The following is a 17,188-nucleotide window of genomic DNA, read 5'->3' on the forward strand; positions in this document are numbered from 1 at the left end:
GAGGCCGCTGCCGCAACACTGCGAACCATTCCGGATTCACCGTCGTCCCGGACGCCCCCCGGCGTCCGCCTGCCCTCCTGGAGCCCGTCTTGCGCCTGCTGCCGCTCGCCTTCGCGATCACCCTGGCCACCGCCTGCGCCGTGGCGCCGGCCCAGGAGAACAAGCTGCCGGACATCGGCTCTTCGGCCGGCGAGCTGCTGACCCCGGCACGCCAGGCCGAGTACGGCAAGATGATGCTGGCCGAGCTGCGCAGCTACGGCTACGTGCTCGAGGACCCGCTGATCGACGACTGGCTGCAGACCATGGGCACCCGGCTCGGCGCCAACAGCGACCAGCCGCAGCAGAAGTTCACCTTCTTCATGCTGCGCGACCGCCAGATCAACGCCTTCGCCACCCTCGGCGGCTACGTCGCGGTCAACGCCGGCCTGGTGCTGACCGCCGAGCGCGAGGACGAGGTGGCCGCGGTGCTGTCGCACGAGATCGCCCACGTCACCCAGCAGCACGTGCTGCGCGGGGTGGAGCGGGCGCAGCGCGACCAGATCCCGATCCTGCTCGGCATGCTCGCCGCGGTGGTCGCGGCGCAACAGGCCGGCGGGCGCTCCAGCGGCGACGCCACCCAGGCAGCGATCGCCAGCGGCCTGGGGCTGATGCAGCAGCGGCAGATCGACTACACCCGCTCCAACGAGTCGGAAGCCGACCGCCTGGGCATCCGCACCCTGGCGCGCAGCGGCTACGACGTGGATGCGATGGCCGGGTTCTTCGAGCGCATGTCGCTGGCGATGCGCGGCAACCAGGGCGGCTACAGCACCCCGGATTTCCTGATGACCCACCCGGTCACCACCACCCGCATCAGCGAGGCGCGCGAGCGCGCCGAGCAGATGAAGAAGAACACCCTGACCCTGACCACCAGCGTGCCCGGCGGCAGCTTGCAGGAGCGGGTCGATCCCAACGACGTGTCGCTGAGCCAGCCGCTGGGCGCGCCCAGCAACCCGCTGCTGCCGGGCGGCCTGCAGTTGCCGTTCGCCAACTACGCGCGCGGCCCCAGCGGCCAGTTCGAGTGGGCCCGCGAGCGGCTGCGCGTATTCAGCGCCAATACCCCGGCCGATGCGATCCGCGAGTACGAAGGCCTGCGCCAGGGCAGCAAGCAGGGCCTGAGCGATGCCCAGCGCTACGGCCTGGCGCTGGCCCGGCTGCGCGCCGGCGGCAGCGCGCAGGACGTCGCGCAGACGCTGGAGGGCCTGCTGCAGGCGCACCCGGACAACTGGTGGCTGACCGTGGCGGTGGCCGAGGCCGAGGCCAAGGCCGGCCACAACCAGGCCGCCGACCAGCGCTTCGAGGCGCTGGTCAAGCGCATGCCCAGCAACCGCGCGGTGGCGCTGAGCTATGCCGGCGCCCTCAACGAACAGGGCGGCCGCCAGGCCGGCCAGCGCGCCCAGGCGGTGCTGCGGCCACTGCTCGGGGCGGCGGCGGAGGATCCGGTGTTCCAGCGCACCTTCGCCCGCGCCTGCGAACTGGCCGGCGACGACACCCGCGCCGGCGAGGCCTATGCCGAGGCGGCCTACCTGAACGGACACCCGGAGCAGGCCCTGATCCAGCTCAACAACCTGAAAAAGCGCAGCGACCTGGACTACGTGGCGCGCGCGCGCATCGACGCGCGCATCGCCGCGATCACGCCGACGGTGCTGGAACTGCGCCGCCAGGGCGTGCAGGACCCGGACATGCAACGGCGCTGAAACGCGCCCATGGCAGGCGTCACTTAAACGTAATAAAACCGTAGTCTACTGGCGACCTTCCTCCCCAGTTCCACGGTGCCGTTGTGCAGAAACGCATCCTGATCGTCGACGACGAGCCGGCCATCCGCGACATGGTCGCCTTCGCCCTGCGCAAGGGCGACTTCGAGCCGGTGCATGCCGGCGACGCCCGCGAAGCGCAGACCTCGATCGCCGACCGGGTCCCGGACCTGATCCTGCTGGACTGGATGCTGCCCGGCACCAGCGGCCTGGAACTGGCCCGGCGCTGGCGCAAGGATGCGATGACCCGCGAAGTGCCGATCATCATGCTCACCGCCCGCGGCGAGGAGAACGACCGCGTCGGCGGCCTGGAGGCCGGCGTCGACGACTACGTGGTCAAGCCGTTCTCCGCGCGCGAGCTGCTGGCGCGGATCCGCGCGGTGATGCGCCGCACCCGCGACGACGACGAGGACGGCAGCGTCTCGGTCGGCAGCCTGCGCATCGACGGCGCCGCGCACCGGGTGTTCGCCGGCGAGGCGCCGGTGCCGATCGGCCCGACCGAGTACCGCCTGCTGCACTTCTTCATGACCCATCCCGAGCGCGTGTACAGCCGCGCGCAGTTGCTCGACCACGTCTGGGGCGGCAGCGTCTACGTGGAAGAGCGCACCATCGACGTGCACATCCGCCGCCTGCGCAAGACGCTGGAGCCGTTCGCGGTGGAAAACATGGTGCAGACCGTCCGCGGTTCCGGCTATCGCTTCTCTGCGTCCATCTGACCGCCGGCTTCGCCTGCTATAACGGCGGACGGATCACGATCCTTTGCGACAGAGTGCGTTCCCGATGCCCCGCCACATCCGCTCCGCCTGGTTGAAGACCCTCGGCACGCTCGCCGGCCTGCTGTTGCTGGCCTTGTTGATCGGCTGGATCGGCGGCCACGTGTGGATGGCGCTGACCCTGATGTCGCTGGGGGTGATGGGCTGGCATTACTGGCGCCTGCGGCGGGTGCTGCGGCGGCTGACCGCGCGCCAGCGCTGGGAGCCACCGGCCGGCACCGGAGTGTGGAACGAACTGGACCGGTTGCTGTACCGCAGCCAGGCGGAAATGCGCGTGCGCAAGCGGCGCCTGCTGGACATGCTGCGCGCCTACCGCGCCGCCGCCGCGGCGCTGCCGGACGCGGTGGTGGTGGTGGACCGCAACAGCCAGCGCATCCAGTGGTTCAACGAGGCCGCCGGCACCCTGCTCGGCCTGCGCCATCCCGGCGATCTCGGCGCGCCGGTGGTCGAGCGGCTGCAGCCGATGCCGCTGGCGCACTGGCTCAGCGGCGGGCGCAACGCCGAGCCGATGCTGGACATGCCCTCGCCGGTCGACGACCGCCTGCGCCTGAACCTGCGCCTGATTCCCTACTCCGAGGACCACTGGCTGCTGGTCGCGCGCGATGTCAGCAAGCTGCTGCAACTGGAGCAGGTGCGCCGCGACTTCGTCGCCAACGTCTCGCACGAACTGCGCACGCCGCTGACCGTGGTCCACGGCTACCTGGACATGCTCGATCCGGAGGATTTCCCGGACTCGGGGCCGATGATCGCCGAGATGCGCAAGCAGTCGCAGCGCATGACCCAACTGGTCGAGGACCTGCTGACCCTGTCGCGACTGGAATCGCAGGAGCACGCCAACGAGGAGTCGATCGCGATGGCGCCGATGCTGGCCACGCTGCGCCGCGAGGCCGAGGCGCACAGCCAGGACCGGCACCGCATCGAGGTCCACGACGACGCCGATTGCGATCTGGTCGGATCGAACAAGGAACTGCACAGCGCCTTCTCCAACCTGGTCACCAACGCGGTGCGCTACACCGCGGCCGGCGGCACCATCCGCATCAGCTTCGCCCGCGAGGGCGACGGCGCGGTGCTGTCGGTGCGCGACAGCGGCTACGGCATTCCCGCGCACCACCTGCCGCGGATCACCGAGCGCTTCTACCGCGTCTCCAGCAGCCGCTCGCGCGAGAGCGGCGGGACCGGCCTGGGCCTGTCGATCGTCAAGCACGTGCTCGGCCTGCACCAGGCGCGGCTGGAGATCGAGAGCGAAGTCGGCAAGGGCAGCACCTTCTCCTGCCATTTCGGCGCCGGGCGCGTGCATCCGCGGCACGACCATGCCACCCTGACCCCCGTCTAACGAGTACCGCCATGCCCCGCCGCGTCCCCGCCCTGCCGCCCACGCCGCCACCAGACATTCCCAGCGATCCGCTGCGCGATCCGGCGCTGTACATCAACCGCGAACTGTCGCAACTGGACTTCAATTTCCGGGTCCTGGCGCAGGCGCAGGACCCGCAGGTGCCGTTGCTGGAGCGGCTGCGCTTCCTGTGCATCTCCTGCACCAACCTGGACGAATTCTTCGAGATCCGCGCCGCCACCGTGCGCCACGCCCAGGAATTCGGGCTGCCGCCGGCGCCGGACGGGATGAGCCCCAGCGCCATCCTCACCTCCATCCACGACCGCGCCGCGCAACTGGTCGACCAGCAGTACCGCTGCTGGAACGAGGTGCTGCGCCCGGCGCTGAAGGACGCCGGCATCGGCGTGCTCGGCCGGCATTCCTGGAACGCGCGGCAGAAGCGCTGGCTGCGCGCCTACTTCCGCAACGAGATCATGCCGGTGCTGTCGCCGCTGGGCCTGGATCCGGCGCATCCGTTCCCGAAGATCCTCAACAAGTCGCTGAACATCGTGGTGGTGCTCAAGGGCGTGGACGCGTTCGGCCGCGTCGGCCACCTGGCGATCGTGCGCGCGCCGCGCTCGTTGCCGCGCATCATCCAGCTACCGGAAAGCCTGGCCGACGGCGGGCAGAGCTTCGTGTTCCTGTCCTCGGTGCTGTCCACCTTCGTCGACGAACTGTTCCCGGGCATGGAGGTGATGGGCTCCTACCAGTTCCGCGTCACCCGCAACTCCGAACTGGTGGTGGACGAGGAGGAAGTGGAGAACCTGGCGCTGGCGCTGCGCGACGAACTGGTCAACCGCGGCTACCGGCCGGCGGTGCGGCTGGAGATCGCCGAGGACTGCCCGAAGTCGATCGTGCGCACCCTGCTGCAGAACTTCGAACTGCCCGAAAACGCGGTCTACCGGATCAACGGCCCGGTCAACCTGAGCCGGGTCAACCAGGTCTACGACCTGGTGCAGCGCCCGGACCTGAAGTATCCGCCGATGAACCCGCGCACCCTGCGCGACAGCGAAGGCATCTTCGAGATCGCCGCCGCCGGCGACGTGCTGCTGCACCACCCGTTCGACGCGTTCACCGCGGTGCTGGACCTGATCAAGCAGGCCGCGATCGACCCCAACGTGCTGGCGATCAAGCAGACCCTGTACCGCACCGGCAAGGACTCGGCGATCGTCGATGCGCTGGTGCTGGCCGCGCGCAACGGCAAGGACGTCACCGTGGTGGTGGAACTGCGCGCGCGCTTCGACGAAGAGGCCAACCTGGGCCTGGCCGACCGCCTGCAGGAAGCCGGCGTGCAGGTGGTGTACGGCGTGGTCGGCTACAAAACCCACGCCAAGATGCTGCTGATCGTGCGCCGCGAGGGCCGCAAGCTGCGCCGCTACGTGCACCTGGGCACCGGCAACTACCACAGCGGCACCGCGCGCGCCTACACCGACCTGAGCCTGATCACCGCCGACGTGGACATCGGCAACGACGTGCACCTGCTGTTCCAGCAGCTGTCCGGCCTGGCGCCGAAGATCCGTCTCAAGCGCCTGCTGCAATCGCCCTTCACCCTGCACCCGGGCGTGCTGCACCGGATCGAACGCGAGACCAAGCTGGCGCATGCCGGCCGCCCGGGTCGCATCATCGCCAAGATGAACGCGCTCAACGAGCCGCAGGTGATCCGCGCGCTGTACGCGGCCTCGCAGGCGGGCGTGAAGATCGACCTGATCGTGCGCGGTGCCTGCACCCTGCGCCCCGGCGTGCCGGGCGTGTCCGACAACATCCGGGTGCGTTCGATCGTCGGCCGTTTCCTAGAGCACAGCCGCGTCTACTGGTTCGGCAACGACGGCGCGCCGGAACTGTTCTGCGCCAGCGCCGACTGGCTGGAGCGCAACCTGCTGCGGCGCGTGGAGACCGGCTTCCCGATCCTCGATCCGGACCTTGTCAAGCGCATCCACCGCGAGGTGCTGCAGAACTACCTGGCCGACAATCTCAACGCCTGGGAACTGGACGCGACCGGCAACTACCACAAGCTCGCTCCGGGCCAGGACCAGCCGCCGCATTCGGCGCAGATGGCCCTGCTCGAGGGGCTCTGAGCGCGGCGCGCGCCGTCTCCACGGCGTGCGCCACGCATCGGCTACCATTCCGCCATGCCTGTCACCTCCCCCACTCATCCGCCGCTGTGCGACGGCGACCTGCTGGCCGCCGTCGACCTGGGTTCCAACAGTTTCCACATGGTCATCGCCCGCTACCAGCTCGGGCAGCTGCGGGTGGTGGACCGCCTGCGCGAGACCGTGCGCATGGCCGACGGCCTGGACAACAAGGGCGGGCTGTCCGCCGAGGCGCGGCAGCGCGCGCTGGAATGCCTGGCGCGCTTCGGCCAGCGCATCCGCGACCTGCCCTCGCTGCGGGTGCGCGCGCTGGCCACCAACACCGTGCGCCAGCTGCGTTCGCCGCAGACCTTCCTGATTCCCGGCGAGACCGCGCTCGGCCATCCGATCGAAGTGGTCAGCGGCCGCGAGGAAGCGCGCCTGATCTACCTGGGCGTGGCCCACGCGCAGCCGCCCAAGCCGGACCAGCGGCGCCTGGTGATCGACATCGGCGGCGGCTCCACCGAGTTCATCATCGGCAGCGGCTTCCAGACCCTGGAGCGCGAGAGCCTGCAGGCCGGCTGCATCGCCAGCACGCGGCGCTTCTTTCCCGGCGGCAAGCTGTCCAAGAAGAAGTGGAAGGACGCGCTGACCGAGATCGGCGCCGAGTTCCAGCAGTTCGCCGGGCAGTATCGCGCGCTGGGCTGGCACGAGGCGCTGGGCTCGTCCGGCACGCACAAGGCGATCGGCGAGATCTGCGCGGCGATGAAGCTGACCAAGGGCGCGATCACCGCCGAGGCGCTGCCGCAACTGCGCGAGCGCCTGCTGCTGGCCAAGCGCATCGAGGACATCGACCTGCCCGGCCTGTCCGCCGACCGCCGGCCGATCATCGCCGGCGGCGTGCTGGTGCTGGAGGCGGCGTTTCAGGCGCTGGGCCTGCAACGGCTGATGGTGAGCAAGGCGGCCATGCGCGAAGGCATCCTCTACGACATGCTCGGCCGCGCCGGCCAGAACGATCCGCGCGAAAGCGCGATCGCCGCGCTGACCCGGCGCTACGGCATCGACGAGGCGCAGGCCGCGCGCGTGGAGCAGACCGCGATGGCGCTGTTCGAACAGGTCGCCGGCGACTGGGCGCTGGATGCCGACGACGGCCGCATGCTGAGCTGGGCCGCGCGCCTGCACGAACTCGGCCAGGCCATCGCGCACAGCCAGTACCACGTGCACGGCGCCTACGTGCTGGAGCATTCGGACATCGCCGGCTTCTCGCGGCAGGAACAGCAGGTGCTGGCCACGCTGGTGCGCACGCACCGCCGCAACGTGCCCAAGGCCGCGTTCGATGCGCTGCCCGACCGCCTGCTGCTCGGCGCCAAACGCAAGGCCGCGCTGCTGCGCCTGGCGGTGCTGCTGCACCGCGCGCACGAGGCCGACCCGATCCCGGCGCTGGAGCTGAAGGCCGACGGCCCCAACCTGCACCTGATCCTGTCGCAGCCGTGGATCGAGTCGCGGCCGCTGCAGCGTGCCGACCTGATCGGCGAGGTCGAGGGCATGGCGGGACTGGGGATCAATTTCCGGCCGTTTGTGGCTTGAAAGCCGGGGTTGGGGAATCGGGAATGGGGATTGGGTGGTTCGCTTGAGCTGAAGCGGTACGGGGAAGGCTTCGCTCGCCTGCGCGCTGCGCCTGGTCGCCCGGTGGTTCAAGCGCGGATGAATGCCTGGCGGGGCGTCATCGTTCCTACATGCGCTGGACATGTTCGCTTCACCGCGGTGCGCGAGGCTTTGCCAAACCGGAGCCCCGACATGCGCTACGCGATCGTCACCGAGACGTATCCCCCTGAGGTCAACGGCGTCGCGCTGACCGTGCAGGGACTGGAACTGGGGCTGCGCGCGCGCGGCCATACCGTCGACGTGGTGCGTCCGCGTCAGGCCGACGATGCCGACCCGGCCGATCTGCGGCTGGTGCGCGGTGCGGCGCTGCCGCGCTACCCCGGACTGAAGTTCGGCCTGCCCGCGCCGCGGCGCCTGACCCGGCTGTGGCAGGCGGCGCCGCCGGATGCCGTGTACATCGCCACCGAGGGCCCGCTGGGCTGGTCGGCGCTGCGCAGCGCGCGGCGCCTGGGCATTCCGATCGCCACCGGCTTCCATACCCGCTTCGACGAATACCTGCCGCAGTACGGCGCGGCCTGGCTGCAGTCGACCGCGCTGCGCTGGATGCGGCGCTTCCACAACCAGGCCCAGGCGACCCTGGTGCCGACCCGCGAGCTGCACGACTTCCTCGCCACCCAGGGCTTCGAGCGCGTGCGCCTGCTGGCGCGCGCGGTGGACAGCAAGCAGTTCGAGCCGCAGCGCCGCGATGCGCAGTTGCGCCAGCAGTGGGGCCTGCAGGACGACGACTGCGCGGTGCTGTACGTGGGCCGCATCGCCTCGGAGAAGAACCTGCCGCTGGCGGTGCGCGCGTTCCGCCAGCTGCAGCAGCTGCGCCCGCGGGCGCGCTTCGTCTGGGTCGGCGATGGCCCGCTGCGCGAGCGCCTGGCGCAGGAGAATCCGGACTTCATTTTCTGCGGCGTGCAGCGCGGCGACGCGCTGGCGCGGCACTTCGCCAGCGGCGACCTGTTCCTGTTCCCCAGCCGCAGCGAGACCTTCGGCAACGTGACCCTGGAGGCGATGGCCAGCGGCGTGGCCACGGTCGCCTTCGACTACGGCGCGGCGCGCGAATACCTGCGCGACGGCCTCAACGGCGCGGCGGTCGCCGACGATGCGGCCTTCATCGCCGCCGCCCTGCGCCTGGGCAGCGACGACGCGCTGCGCCGGCGCCTGGGCGAGGCCGCCTGCGCGTCGATGCAGCAACTGCGCCCGGAGCGGGTGGTGGCCGACTTCGATGCGCTGCTCACCGAACTGGCGGAAACCCGGAGGACGCATGTCGACGCGGCTTGAGATCCTGCGCGGGCACGAGACCCGCTGGTGCCGGCGCGCCAACCACTGGTGCCGGCGGCGCTCGGTGCGGCGCTTCTTCTCGGCGATCAGCCGACTCGGCGACGGCGTGTTCTGGTACGCGCTGATGACCCTGCTGGTGCTGTGCGACGGCATGGACGGCGTGTTCGCCTCGGCGCACATGGCCGCCACCGGCGTGGTCGCGCTGAGCCTGTACAAGGGCCTGAAGCGCTGGACCCGGCGTCCGCGGCCCTACGCCGCCGACATGCGCATCCGCGCCTGGGTGGCACCGCTGGACGAGTTCAGCTTCCCCTCCGGCCACACCCTGCACGCGGTGTCCTTCGGCATCGTCGCCCTCGCCTATTACCCGTGGCTGGCGCCGCTGCTGGTGCCGTTCATCGCCTGCGTGGCGCTGTCGCGGGTGGTGCTGGGCCTGCACTACCCCAGCGACGTGCTCGCCGCCACCGGCATCGGCGCGGTGTTGGCCGGCGTGTCGCTGTGGTTGGTATGAGGCTGGGAATGGGGAACCGGGAATAGGGAATGGAAACAGCCGGCGCCGTCCGGCTCCATGCCCTCTCCTCAATCCTGGCTCCGGACAAGGTCGCGGCTGAAGCCGCTCCTACGAAAGCGCAACAACGCCTACGTTAGCGCACCCTCCGAATCCCTAATTCCCGTTCCCGAATCCCAATCCCGGCCCTTCGAAAGCGTAGCAACGCCTGCGCTCGCGAACACTCACCGTTCCCCAATCCAGATTCCCCACTCCCGGCCTTACAATGTCCGGATGACCACGCTGTTCATCTCCGACCTGCACCTGGATCCGGCACGGCCGGCGATCACCGCGCTGTTTCTCGATTTCCTGCGTGGCGAGGCGCGCCAGGCCGAGGCGCTGTACATCCTCGGCGACCTGTTCGAGGCCTGGATCGGCGACGACACGCCGTCCGAGGCGGCCGATGCGGTGGCGCTGGAGTTGCACGCGCTGCACGAGGCCGGGGTGCCGGCGTTCTTCATGCACGGCAATCGCGACTTCCTGCTCGGCGCCGACTACGCGCGGCGCGCCGGCCTGCGCCTGCTGCCCGATCCCTGCGTGATCGACCTGTACGGCGAACCGACCCTGCTGCTGCACGGCGACCTGCTGTGCACCGACGACACCGCCTACCAAGCGTTCCGTGCGCAGACCCGCGACCCCGCCTTCCAGCAGCAGTTCCTGGCGCAGCCGCTGGCCGCACGCATCGCCTACGCGCAACAGGCGCGCGCCGCCAGCCAGGCGCGCCAGGCCGACCTGAAGCAGGGCGATCGCGCGCAGTTCGAGACCGTCACCGACGTGGCGCCGGCCGAAGTTGCCGCCACCTTCTCCCGCTACGGCGTGGCGCGGATGATCCATGGCCACACCCATCGGCCGGCGGTGCATGCGCTGGACGTGGAGGGCCGCGCCTGCACCCGCATCGTGCTTGGCGACTGGTACGAACAGGGCTCGGTGCTGCGCGTGGACGCGCAGGGCTGCCGGCTGCAACAGCTCTAGCGCACGCGTCCGCGCCGCCGCGCGCAGCCTGGCAACGCGCACTCGGCGCTCCGCTGCACAGCATTCCCCTGCCAGCAGCGGCGCGACTGCAGGACGGCACCGAACTACGCTTCGGCCCGGGATTCCGCAGGGCAGATGATCGCAGCATTGAGACGCACCAGCTCGTCTCTGCCCCCCTCGGCGAACGCCGCAATCGGCCGGACAATCCGCGCGCGACGTCGCCCTCGCCCACGTGCGGGCATTTGCACCCTCTGGTATTTCCTCGCCGCGCACCGCGGCAAGCATGCGTCCGCCACAGCGCGAAGGCCCACCTCTCAGGGCAGGCCACCGCCGGCATGCTGCTGCCGCCATTGCGCGTAATCGACGAAGTCGCCATCGACCACGTCGTACCAGCGGATCGCGCCCGAGCGCTCGACGCGGAAACGATCGCGGACCGGCTCGGTCTGCGGATCGCCCGGGCAGCCGTCGCCGTGTTTCTCGCGCACCGCGATCTCGATCGCAGCCGGCGCAGGCGCGGAGGTCGCAGAGGCGGTCGCCCCCGCATCGGTCGGAGCCTGATCCTCGCTCGCGTCCTCGACGGCGTAGCCCAGGCACGGCAGGTCGGGATAGGCATGATCGGCGGCCAGGCGCGCCTGCAACACGTCCATCGCGCGCTGGGCGTCGAAGGTGTCGGCCGGTGCGGCCGGCGGGGTCGCCCGCGGCGCGTCGGTCTTGGCGGTCGGCGACGGTGCGTCCGTCTGCCGCTCGGGGGCGGGGCCGCAGCCCGCGCTCAGCATCGCCAGCAGCAGCGCGGCCGGCAGTCGCATGCGCTTGAACATCGTCGATCCCAGGAAGTCGGTCGGCACCGGCCGCGCCGGCGCCGCTTCCCAGCATAGCCGAAGCGGACGCCGCCGCGCCCGCTGCGGCCGTCTTCGCCGCGGGCGGCGCAGGCATGCGGCCTGCGCCACCCGCGTGCCGGCTCAACGGAAGCCGGCCACCGTCGCCTTGGTGTTGACCAGCACGCGCTGGTTGTCGGCGGTGCTGGCGTTGCCCATCGGCACGCCGTTGTAGGACACGTTCGGGTTGGACCAGTAGTTCAGCCGCGGGCAACTGCTGCTGCAGTTGTAGGCCATGATCGTGCGCCAGCTGTTGCCATAGCGATAGCCGTGGCCGTAGGCGTACGGCGAGGTGCTGGAGTCGGTGGCCACGTCGTGGCGCGCGCTCTGCAGATGGCCGATCTCGTGGGCGAAGCTGTAGTAGCCGGTGGCGCAATCCCAGTACACCGCCGCGAACGCGGTGGCGGCGGTGGAGCCGATGCCCGACGCGAGGCCGCAGTAGGCGGAATTGTCGATGATCAGCACGCCGACGTCGGCCGCGGTGCTGTTGCGCGAGGTATGGATGCTGTCCATGTAGCCGTCGCTGGTGCCGCGGAAGCGGGTCAGGTCGGTGTTGAAGTCGCCGGATTCGGTGTAGTTGGTGGTCTCGTAGCCGGCCAGCTGCATGGTGATGCCGACGTTGCTGTTGCTGTAGCCCTGGTTGGACTCGGCCACCGCCAGTTGCACCAGCGACTGCATGTTGCCGCCGTAGCTGGTCACCGCCTTGTTGGTCGCCACCACCAGCACGCGGATGGTCGCGGGCGAGCCGGACGAGGCGCCGGCGGCGGTCATGCGCTCGTCGATCACCGACTGCGGCATCTGCACGGTCGGCAGCAGCGCGTAGTCGGCCGGGTGCTCGGCGGGCATGCGCCGTTCGTCGACCTCCACCAGCACATGGCCGCCGCCGGCGATTGGACGCAGGTGGAACAGCGTGCCGTTGCTGCGGATGCTGCCGGTGATGGTGTCGCCGCTGCGCACCAGGATCGCCGAGTTCAACGGATCCAGGCCGGAGCGCGCACGGGTCCGGGCCACCGCGGCATTGCCGAGATTGCCGTACCAGATGCTGTTGCCGCCTTCCAGCTGCTCGGTCTTCAGTTGCGTGGCGGTGACGCGCTTGCCCAGCAGGTCCAGTTCCAGCTGGGCCTGCCCGGCGGTGACGGCGGCGGCATCCACGCCGACCCGCTGCACCGCGCCGGTGGCGGGATTGGCCAGCAGGCGGTTCAGCGCCGGCTCGCCGGCAATGGACTTGGAAACGTACTGGCTGCTCTGGAACAGGGGCTTCGCGGCGGCGGAGGCGGAACCGGCGACACACAGGGCAAGCATCGCGGTCAGGCTGCACATCGACTTCATGTCGGACTCCTGGGTGGTGAGTAGGGACGAACGTCGCCCCGCGCGCGGCCGCAGACGGGGGAGGCCGCGCGGGGGAGTTCGATTAGCCGCTCAGCCACCGTTCAGCGCAAGCAACAAATGCAATCGCGGCATCAGTCGGAGATAGACGTCACAGAACGCGCATGGCGCAACCGGAATTCCGTCCATGTCTGCGCTTTGTCGCAGCAGGAGCAGCGCCTGCCGAGGGGCAGTGCCGCCTCAGCCGGCCTGCTGCTGCAGGGCCAGCAATTCGTCCTCGTCGAACCCGGCCAGCAGGCGCGCCTGCAGGTTGAACGGGCCGTGCAGATAGCCGCCGGCGTACTCGCGCAGCAGGGCCGCGAAGCGGGCGCGCGGCTCGATCCCGGCCTGCGCGCAGTACCAGCGGTACCAGCGCGAGCCGGCGGCCACGTGCGCCACTTCCTCGCGCAGGATGATCTCCAGGATGTCGGCGGTGGCATCGTCGCCGAGCGCGCGCAGCTTGGCGATCATGCCCGGAGTCACGTCCAGGCCGCGCGCCTCCAGCACCCGCGGCACCAGCGCCATCCGCGCCAGGCCGTCGTGCGCGGTCTTCTCGCACATTTCCCACAGGCCGTTGTGCGCGGCGAAATCGCCGTAGGCGTGGCCCAGCGCGCGCAGGCGGTCGCGCAGCAGCACGAAATGGCGCGACTCGTCGTCCGCCACCGCCACCCAGTCGGCGTAGAACGCCGGCGGCAGGCCGCGGAAGCGGTAGACCGCGTCCCAGGCCAGGTCGATGGCGTTGAGTTCGATGTGGGCGATGGCGTGGATGAAGGCGGCGCGGCCCTCAGCACTGCCGAGACCGCGCCGCGGCAGCTCGCGCGGATGCACCAGCAGCGGCCGCGGCGGCCGCCCCGGCATGCGGATCGGCTCGGGCGCCGGCGCGGTGGCCGGCAGCGCCAGCGCGCCCTCGCGCCAGGCCGCGGCATGGCGCTGGGTCAGCGCGACCTTCTCGTCGGGGTCGGCCGCGTCCAGGCAGGCGCGCGCGGCCTGGTACAGGTCGCCGTTCACGGCACCGCCGACGCGCGCAGGGGCCACGCCCGGGTGCGGGCGCCGCGCGGCTCAGGCACGGCGCTTGCGCTTGGCCTCGTCCGAACGCAGCTGCATGATCCGCTCGAAGTAGCCGGGTTCGATGCCGGTGGTGTACTGGCCGTTGAAGCACGAGGAGTCGAAGGTCTTCAGTTCCGGGTTGCCCTCGCGCACCGCGGTCTCCAGGTCTTCCAGATCCTGGTAGATCAGCCAGTCGCAGCCCAGGAACTCCTGGATCTCCTGCTCGCTGCGGCCGTGCGCGACCAGTTCGTCGGCGGCCGGCATGTCGATGCCGTAGATGTTGGGGTAGCGCACCGGCGGCGCGGCGCTGGCCAGGTACACCTTGCGCGCGCCGGCGTCGCGCGCCATCTGCACGATCTGCCGGCTGGTGGTGCCGCGCACGATCGAATCGTCGACCAGCAGCACCACGCGGTTGCGGAACTCCAGGTGGATCGGGTTGAGCTTGCGGCGCACCGACTTCACCCGCTCGCCCTGCCCCGGCATGATGAAGGTACGGCCCACGTAGCGGTTCTTGACGAAGCCCTCGCGGTACTTCACCCCGAGCACGTTGGAGATCTCCAGCGCGGCGTCGCGCGAGGTGTCCGGGATCGGGATGATGGTGTCGATGTCGTGGTCCGGGCGCAGGCGCAGGATCTTCTCGCCCAGCTTCATGCCCATGCGCATGCGCGCCTTGTGCACCGAGACGTTGTCGATCATCGAGTCCGGGCGCGCGAAGTACACGTACTCGAAGATGCACGGGGTGTGGTCGGTGGGCGAGGCGCACACCTCGGAGAACAGCTCGCCGCGGCCGGTGATGACCAGCGCCTCGCCGGGGCGCACGTCGCGCACGCGGGTGAAGCCGAGGATGTCCAGCGCCGAGGACTCGGAGGCGACGATGTACTCGTCGCCCTCCACGCCCTCGCGCTTGCCCAGCACCAGCGGGCGGATGCCGTGCGGATCGCGGAACGCGACCAGGCCCAGCCCCAGCACCACGCTGACCACGGCGTAGCCGCCCTTGCAGCGGCGGTGCACGCCGGCCACGGCGCGGATCGCCGCCTCCGGGGTCAGCATGCGCTGCGCGTCCAGTTCGTAGGCGAACACGTTCAGCAGCACTTCGCTGTCCGAATCGGTGTTGATGTTGCGGCGGTCGGCCTCGAACACCTGCTGGCGCAGGGTCTCGGTGTTGATCAGGTTGCCGTTGTGGGCCAGCGCGATGCCGTACGGCGAATTCACGTAGAACGGCTGCGCCTCGTCCATGCCTTCCGACCCGGCGGTCGGGTAGCGGCAATGGGCGATGCCGACACGGCCTTCCAGCACCGCCATGCGCTTCTCGTCGAAGACGTCGCGGACCAGGCCGTTGGCCTTCTGCACGCGCAGGCGGGTGCCGTCGGCGGTGGCGATGCCCGCCGCGTCCTGGCCGCGGTGCTGCAGCACGGCCAGGCCGTCATAGAGTTGCCCGGCCACGTTCTGGTTGCCGACGATTCCGACGATGCCACACATGTCAACGCTCTCCGCGGCGGGGACGCCGCTATTGGGAAGATGGCCGTGCCTGGCCGTTGGGTTCGACCCGTGCCGGGTCGGATTGCGCCGGACGCGCCTGCGCCGGATCGATGTTCGCGGGCATCGGTTGCGACGGATCGCCCCCGGGCTGCGCGGACCGCACCCCGGGACGCCCCAGGGCCTTGGACATCATCTCCTGCAGCCCGCTGGCCTGCAGGGCGTTGCCCAACGCGGCATTATCGCCTGCCGCGGGCAAGTTGCCCAAATCCATCTGCGACACGTTCAGTTGCGGCATCTGCGACAGGTTCAGCTGCGGCATCTGCGGCATGCGCCAGTCCGGCAGTTGCGCGCGCATCCAGCCCACGCCCGGGCTGAGCACCGGCAGCACCACCGAGCGCTGCCAGTCCGGCTCGCGGGTCAGCGGCGTGAAGCTCATCAGGAGCGCCAGCACCGCGGCGAACAAACCGCCGCGCGCCGCGCCCAGGCCGAAGCCGAGCGCCCGATCGGTGCCCGACAGTGCGGTCGAACGCACCGCGGTGCGGATCGCCATGCCGACGATGGCGACCACTGCCATCACCGTCACGAAGGTCAGCGCGTAGCCGCCCAGGTAGTAGCTCATGCTCGGCCGGGCCCCCTCGGCCAACCACTGCCCGGCGCTGCCGCCGAACTGGAAGGTCGCCCAGCCGGCCAGGAACCAGGACAGGGTGCCGACGACGATGCCGACGAAGCCGCGCAGCGCCCCGAGCAGGGCCGAGACCAGGATCACCGTCAACAGCACCATGTCGATCATGCGCGCCTCCCGCGGCCGAGCCGCTGCATCGCGCCGATCGCGCGTCGCGCCTGCCTTCCCTGGGACATGCCAACTACTCCATGGGCCGCAGCCCGATCAAGGATGTGGACGTACCATACCGCTGATGCCGACCTTGGCCGCGACCTGGGCCCGCAACTGCTCGGCATCGGCGCGGGTGGCGACCGGACCGACCCGCACCCGGCTCAACGGGCCCTTGTCGGTGCGCACCTGTTCGACGAAAGCACTGAAGCCGGCCGCGCGGGCCTTGTCGCGCAGGGCATTGGCGTCCTCGACCTTGCCGAAGGCGCCCAGTTGCACGGCGAAGCCGGTGCCGGCAGCGGCCGGCGCGGCGGGCACGCTCGGCGCCGGCTTGGCCGCCGCCGTGGTGGCCGGGGTGGGCGCCGGCTTGGCGGGTTCGGGCTTGGGCGTGGCCGGCTTGGCCGGTTCCGGCTTGGGCACCGGCGGCGTCGCCGGCTTGGCGGCGGTGGCCACCGGCTTGGCCGGCTCCGCCGGCAGCGCCTCGGTCTTGGCCGGGGCGGCAGCCGCGGCGGCGGCGACATTGCTGGTGGGGGTGGCGTTGCTCGGCGCCGCGTCCAGGGTCACCACCTGGGCGTTGACGTCGTTGCGGACCTTGACCGCCTGCAGGCGCACCGATTCGGCCTGGGCGCGATCGGCATACGGCCCGATCCGCACCCGCCAGGCCTGGCGACCGCCGATGCTGGCCTGCTCGCGGAAGCCGGGCAGCTGCGCCTGCTTGAGCCGCGCGATCACCGCGTCGGCATCGGCGGCGGTGGCATAGGCGCCGAAATTCACCGCGTAGTTGCCGGCGGCCGTACTCGGCGGCAACGGCTGCGCGGCGCTGCCGGCGGCCGGATCGGCCAGGTCGGCAGCATCGGGATTGTCCTTGACCGGCGCCGGCGTGGCCGCCGCCGCGGGCGTGGCGCCCGGGGCCTTGGCCATGCCCACGGCCCCGCCGCTGGGTGCGTCGCCCGGGGTCACCAGCGGCAGCTCGCGGGTCTCGAACTGGCCATCGGCCGGCGCGTCGGGCGCCTTCAGCGGCACATTGGCCACGCCGCTGTCGGGCGCAGGCCCCTTCACCAGCATCGGCAGGAAGATCACGGCGAGCGCTACCAGGACGAGGGCGCCAATCAATCGCTGTTTCAGGACGGTATCCACGGAAAGGG

General features: G+C 70.7%; 14 protein-coding genes. 8 read left to right on the plus strand and 6 right to left on the minus strand.

Going from position 1 to position 17,188, the window contains the following annotated elements; all coding sequences use genetic code 11:
- The first annotated feature begins 89 nt into the window (after window positions 1–89).
- From NKJ47_RS16610 to lpxH, 8 genes are all read left to right on the plus strand, one after another.
- Window positions 90–1,733 (plus strand): M48 family metalloprotease, encoded by a 1,644-nt coding sequence (locus tag NKJ47_RS16610; RefSeq protein WP_254458907.1) that lies wholly within the window; start codon window positions 90–92, stop codon window positions 1,731–1,733.
- An 83-nt stretch (window positions 1,734–1,816) separates the two neighbouring features.
- Window positions 1,817–2,506, plus strand: a complete 690-nt coding sequence (phoB, locus tag NKJ47_RS16615; protein WP_254458908.1) for a phosphate regulon transcriptional regulator PhoB — start codon at window positions 1,817–1,819, stop codon at window positions 2,504–2,506.
- 64 nt (window positions 2,507–2,570) lie between these two features.
- Window positions 2,571–3,896, plus strand: coding sequence for a phosphate regulon sensor histidine kinase PhoR (phoR, locus tag NKJ47_RS16620; RefSeq protein ID WP_254458909.1), 1,326 nt, complete (start codon window positions 2,571–2,573; stop codon window positions 3,894–3,896).
- Window positions 3,897–3,907: 11 nt separating this feature from the next.
- Window positions 3,908–6,007 (plus strand): polyphosphate kinase 1, encoded by a 2,100-nt coding sequence (ppk1, locus tag NKJ47_RS16625; RefSeq protein WP_254458910.1) that lies wholly within the window; start codon window positions 3,908–3,910, stop codon window positions 6,005–6,007.
- Between the two features lie 54 nt (window positions 6,008–6,061).
- Window positions 6,062–7,588, plus strand: a complete 1,527-nt coding sequence (gene ppx / locus NKJ47_RS16630; RefSeq protein ID WP_254458911.1) for an exopolyphosphatase — start codon at window positions 6,062–6,064, stop codon at window positions 7,586–7,588.
- 210 nt (window positions 7,589–7,798) lie between these two features.
- The gene (locus NKJ47_RS16635; protein ID WP_254458912.1) at window positions 7,799–8,932 is read left to right on the plus strand and encodes a glycosyltransferase family 4 protein; all 1,134 of its coding nucleotides are present in this window, start codon (window positions 7,799–7,801) and stop codon (window positions 8,930–8,932) included.
- Window positions 8,916–9,440: a phosphatase PAP2 family protein gene (locus tag NKJ47_RS16640; protein ID WP_254458913.1), complete on the plus strand. Its 525-nt coding sequence runs from the start codon at window positions 8,916–8,918 to the stop codon at window positions 9,438–9,440. The genes NKJ47_RS16635 and NKJ47_RS16640 overlap by 17 nt, the downstream gene beginning before the upstream one ends.
- 270 nt (window positions 9,441–9,710) lie before the next feature.
- On the plus strand, window positions 9,711–10,448 hold the full coding sequence (gene lpxH, locus NKJ47_RS16645; RefSeq protein ID WP_254458914.1) for a UDP-2,3-diacylglucosamine diphosphatase: 738 nt from the start codon (window positions 9,711–9,713) through the stop codon (window positions 10,446–10,448).
- 314 nt (window positions 10,449–10,762) lie between these two features.
- Here the strand turns inward: lpxH and NKJ47_RS16650 are convergent, their stop codons facing one another.
- The 6 genes from NKJ47_RS16650 to NKJ47_RS16675 all read right to left on the minus strand — a co-directional run bounded on the left by NKJ47_RS16650 (window position 10,763) and on the right by NKJ47_RS16675 (window position 17,180).
- Window positions 10,763–11,266 (minus strand): hypothetical protein, encoded by a 504-nt coding sequence (locus tag NKJ47_RS16650; protein ID WP_254461451.1) that lies wholly within the window; start codon window positions 11,264–11,266, stop codon window positions 10,763–10,765.
- 141 nt (window positions 11,267–11,407) lie between these two features.
- Window positions 11,408–12,652 carry a zinc-dependent metalloprotease gene (locus tag NKJ47_RS16655; protein ID WP_254458915.1) on the minus strand — a complete coding sequence of 415 codons (1,245 nt, stop codon included), beginning with the start codon at window positions 12,650–12,652 and terminating at the stop codon, window positions 11,408–11,410.
- A gap of 237 nt (window positions 12,653–12,889) precedes the next feature.
- Window positions 12,890–13,696 carry a ferritin-like domain-containing protein gene (locus NKJ47_RS16660; protein WP_254458916.1) on the minus strand — a complete coding sequence of 269 codons (807 nt, stop codon included), beginning with the start codon at window positions 13,694–13,696 and terminating at the stop codon, window positions 12,890–12,892.
- A 51-nt stretch (window positions 13,697–13,747) separates the two neighbouring features.
- On the minus strand, window positions 13,748–15,214 hold the full coding sequence (purF, locus tag NKJ47_RS16665) for an amidophosphoribosyltransferase (protein WP_254458917.1): 1,467 nt from the start codon (window positions 15,212–15,214) through the stop codon (window positions 13,748–13,750).
- Window positions 15,215–15,242: 28 nt separating this feature from the next.
- On the minus strand, window positions 15,243–16,004 hold the full coding sequence (locus tag NKJ47_RS16670; protein ID WP_254458918.1) for a CvpA family protein: 762 nt from the start codon (window positions 16,002–16,004) through the stop codon (window positions 15,243–15,245).
- 96 nt (window positions 16,005–16,100) lie between these two features.
- Window positions 16,101–17,180 (minus strand): SPOR domain-containing protein, encoded by a 1,080-nt coding sequence (locus NKJ47_RS16675; protein ID WP_254458919.1) that lies wholly within the window; start codon window positions 17,178–17,180, stop codon window positions 16,101–16,103.
- Window positions 17,181–17,188: the final 8 nt, after the last annotated feature.

Origin of the sequence: Xanthomonas sacchari, assembly GCF_024266585.1 — a bacterium.
GTDB lineage: Bacteria > Pseudomonadota > Gammaproteobacteria > Xanthomonadales > Xanthomonadaceae > Xanthomonas_A > Xanthomonas_A sacchari_C.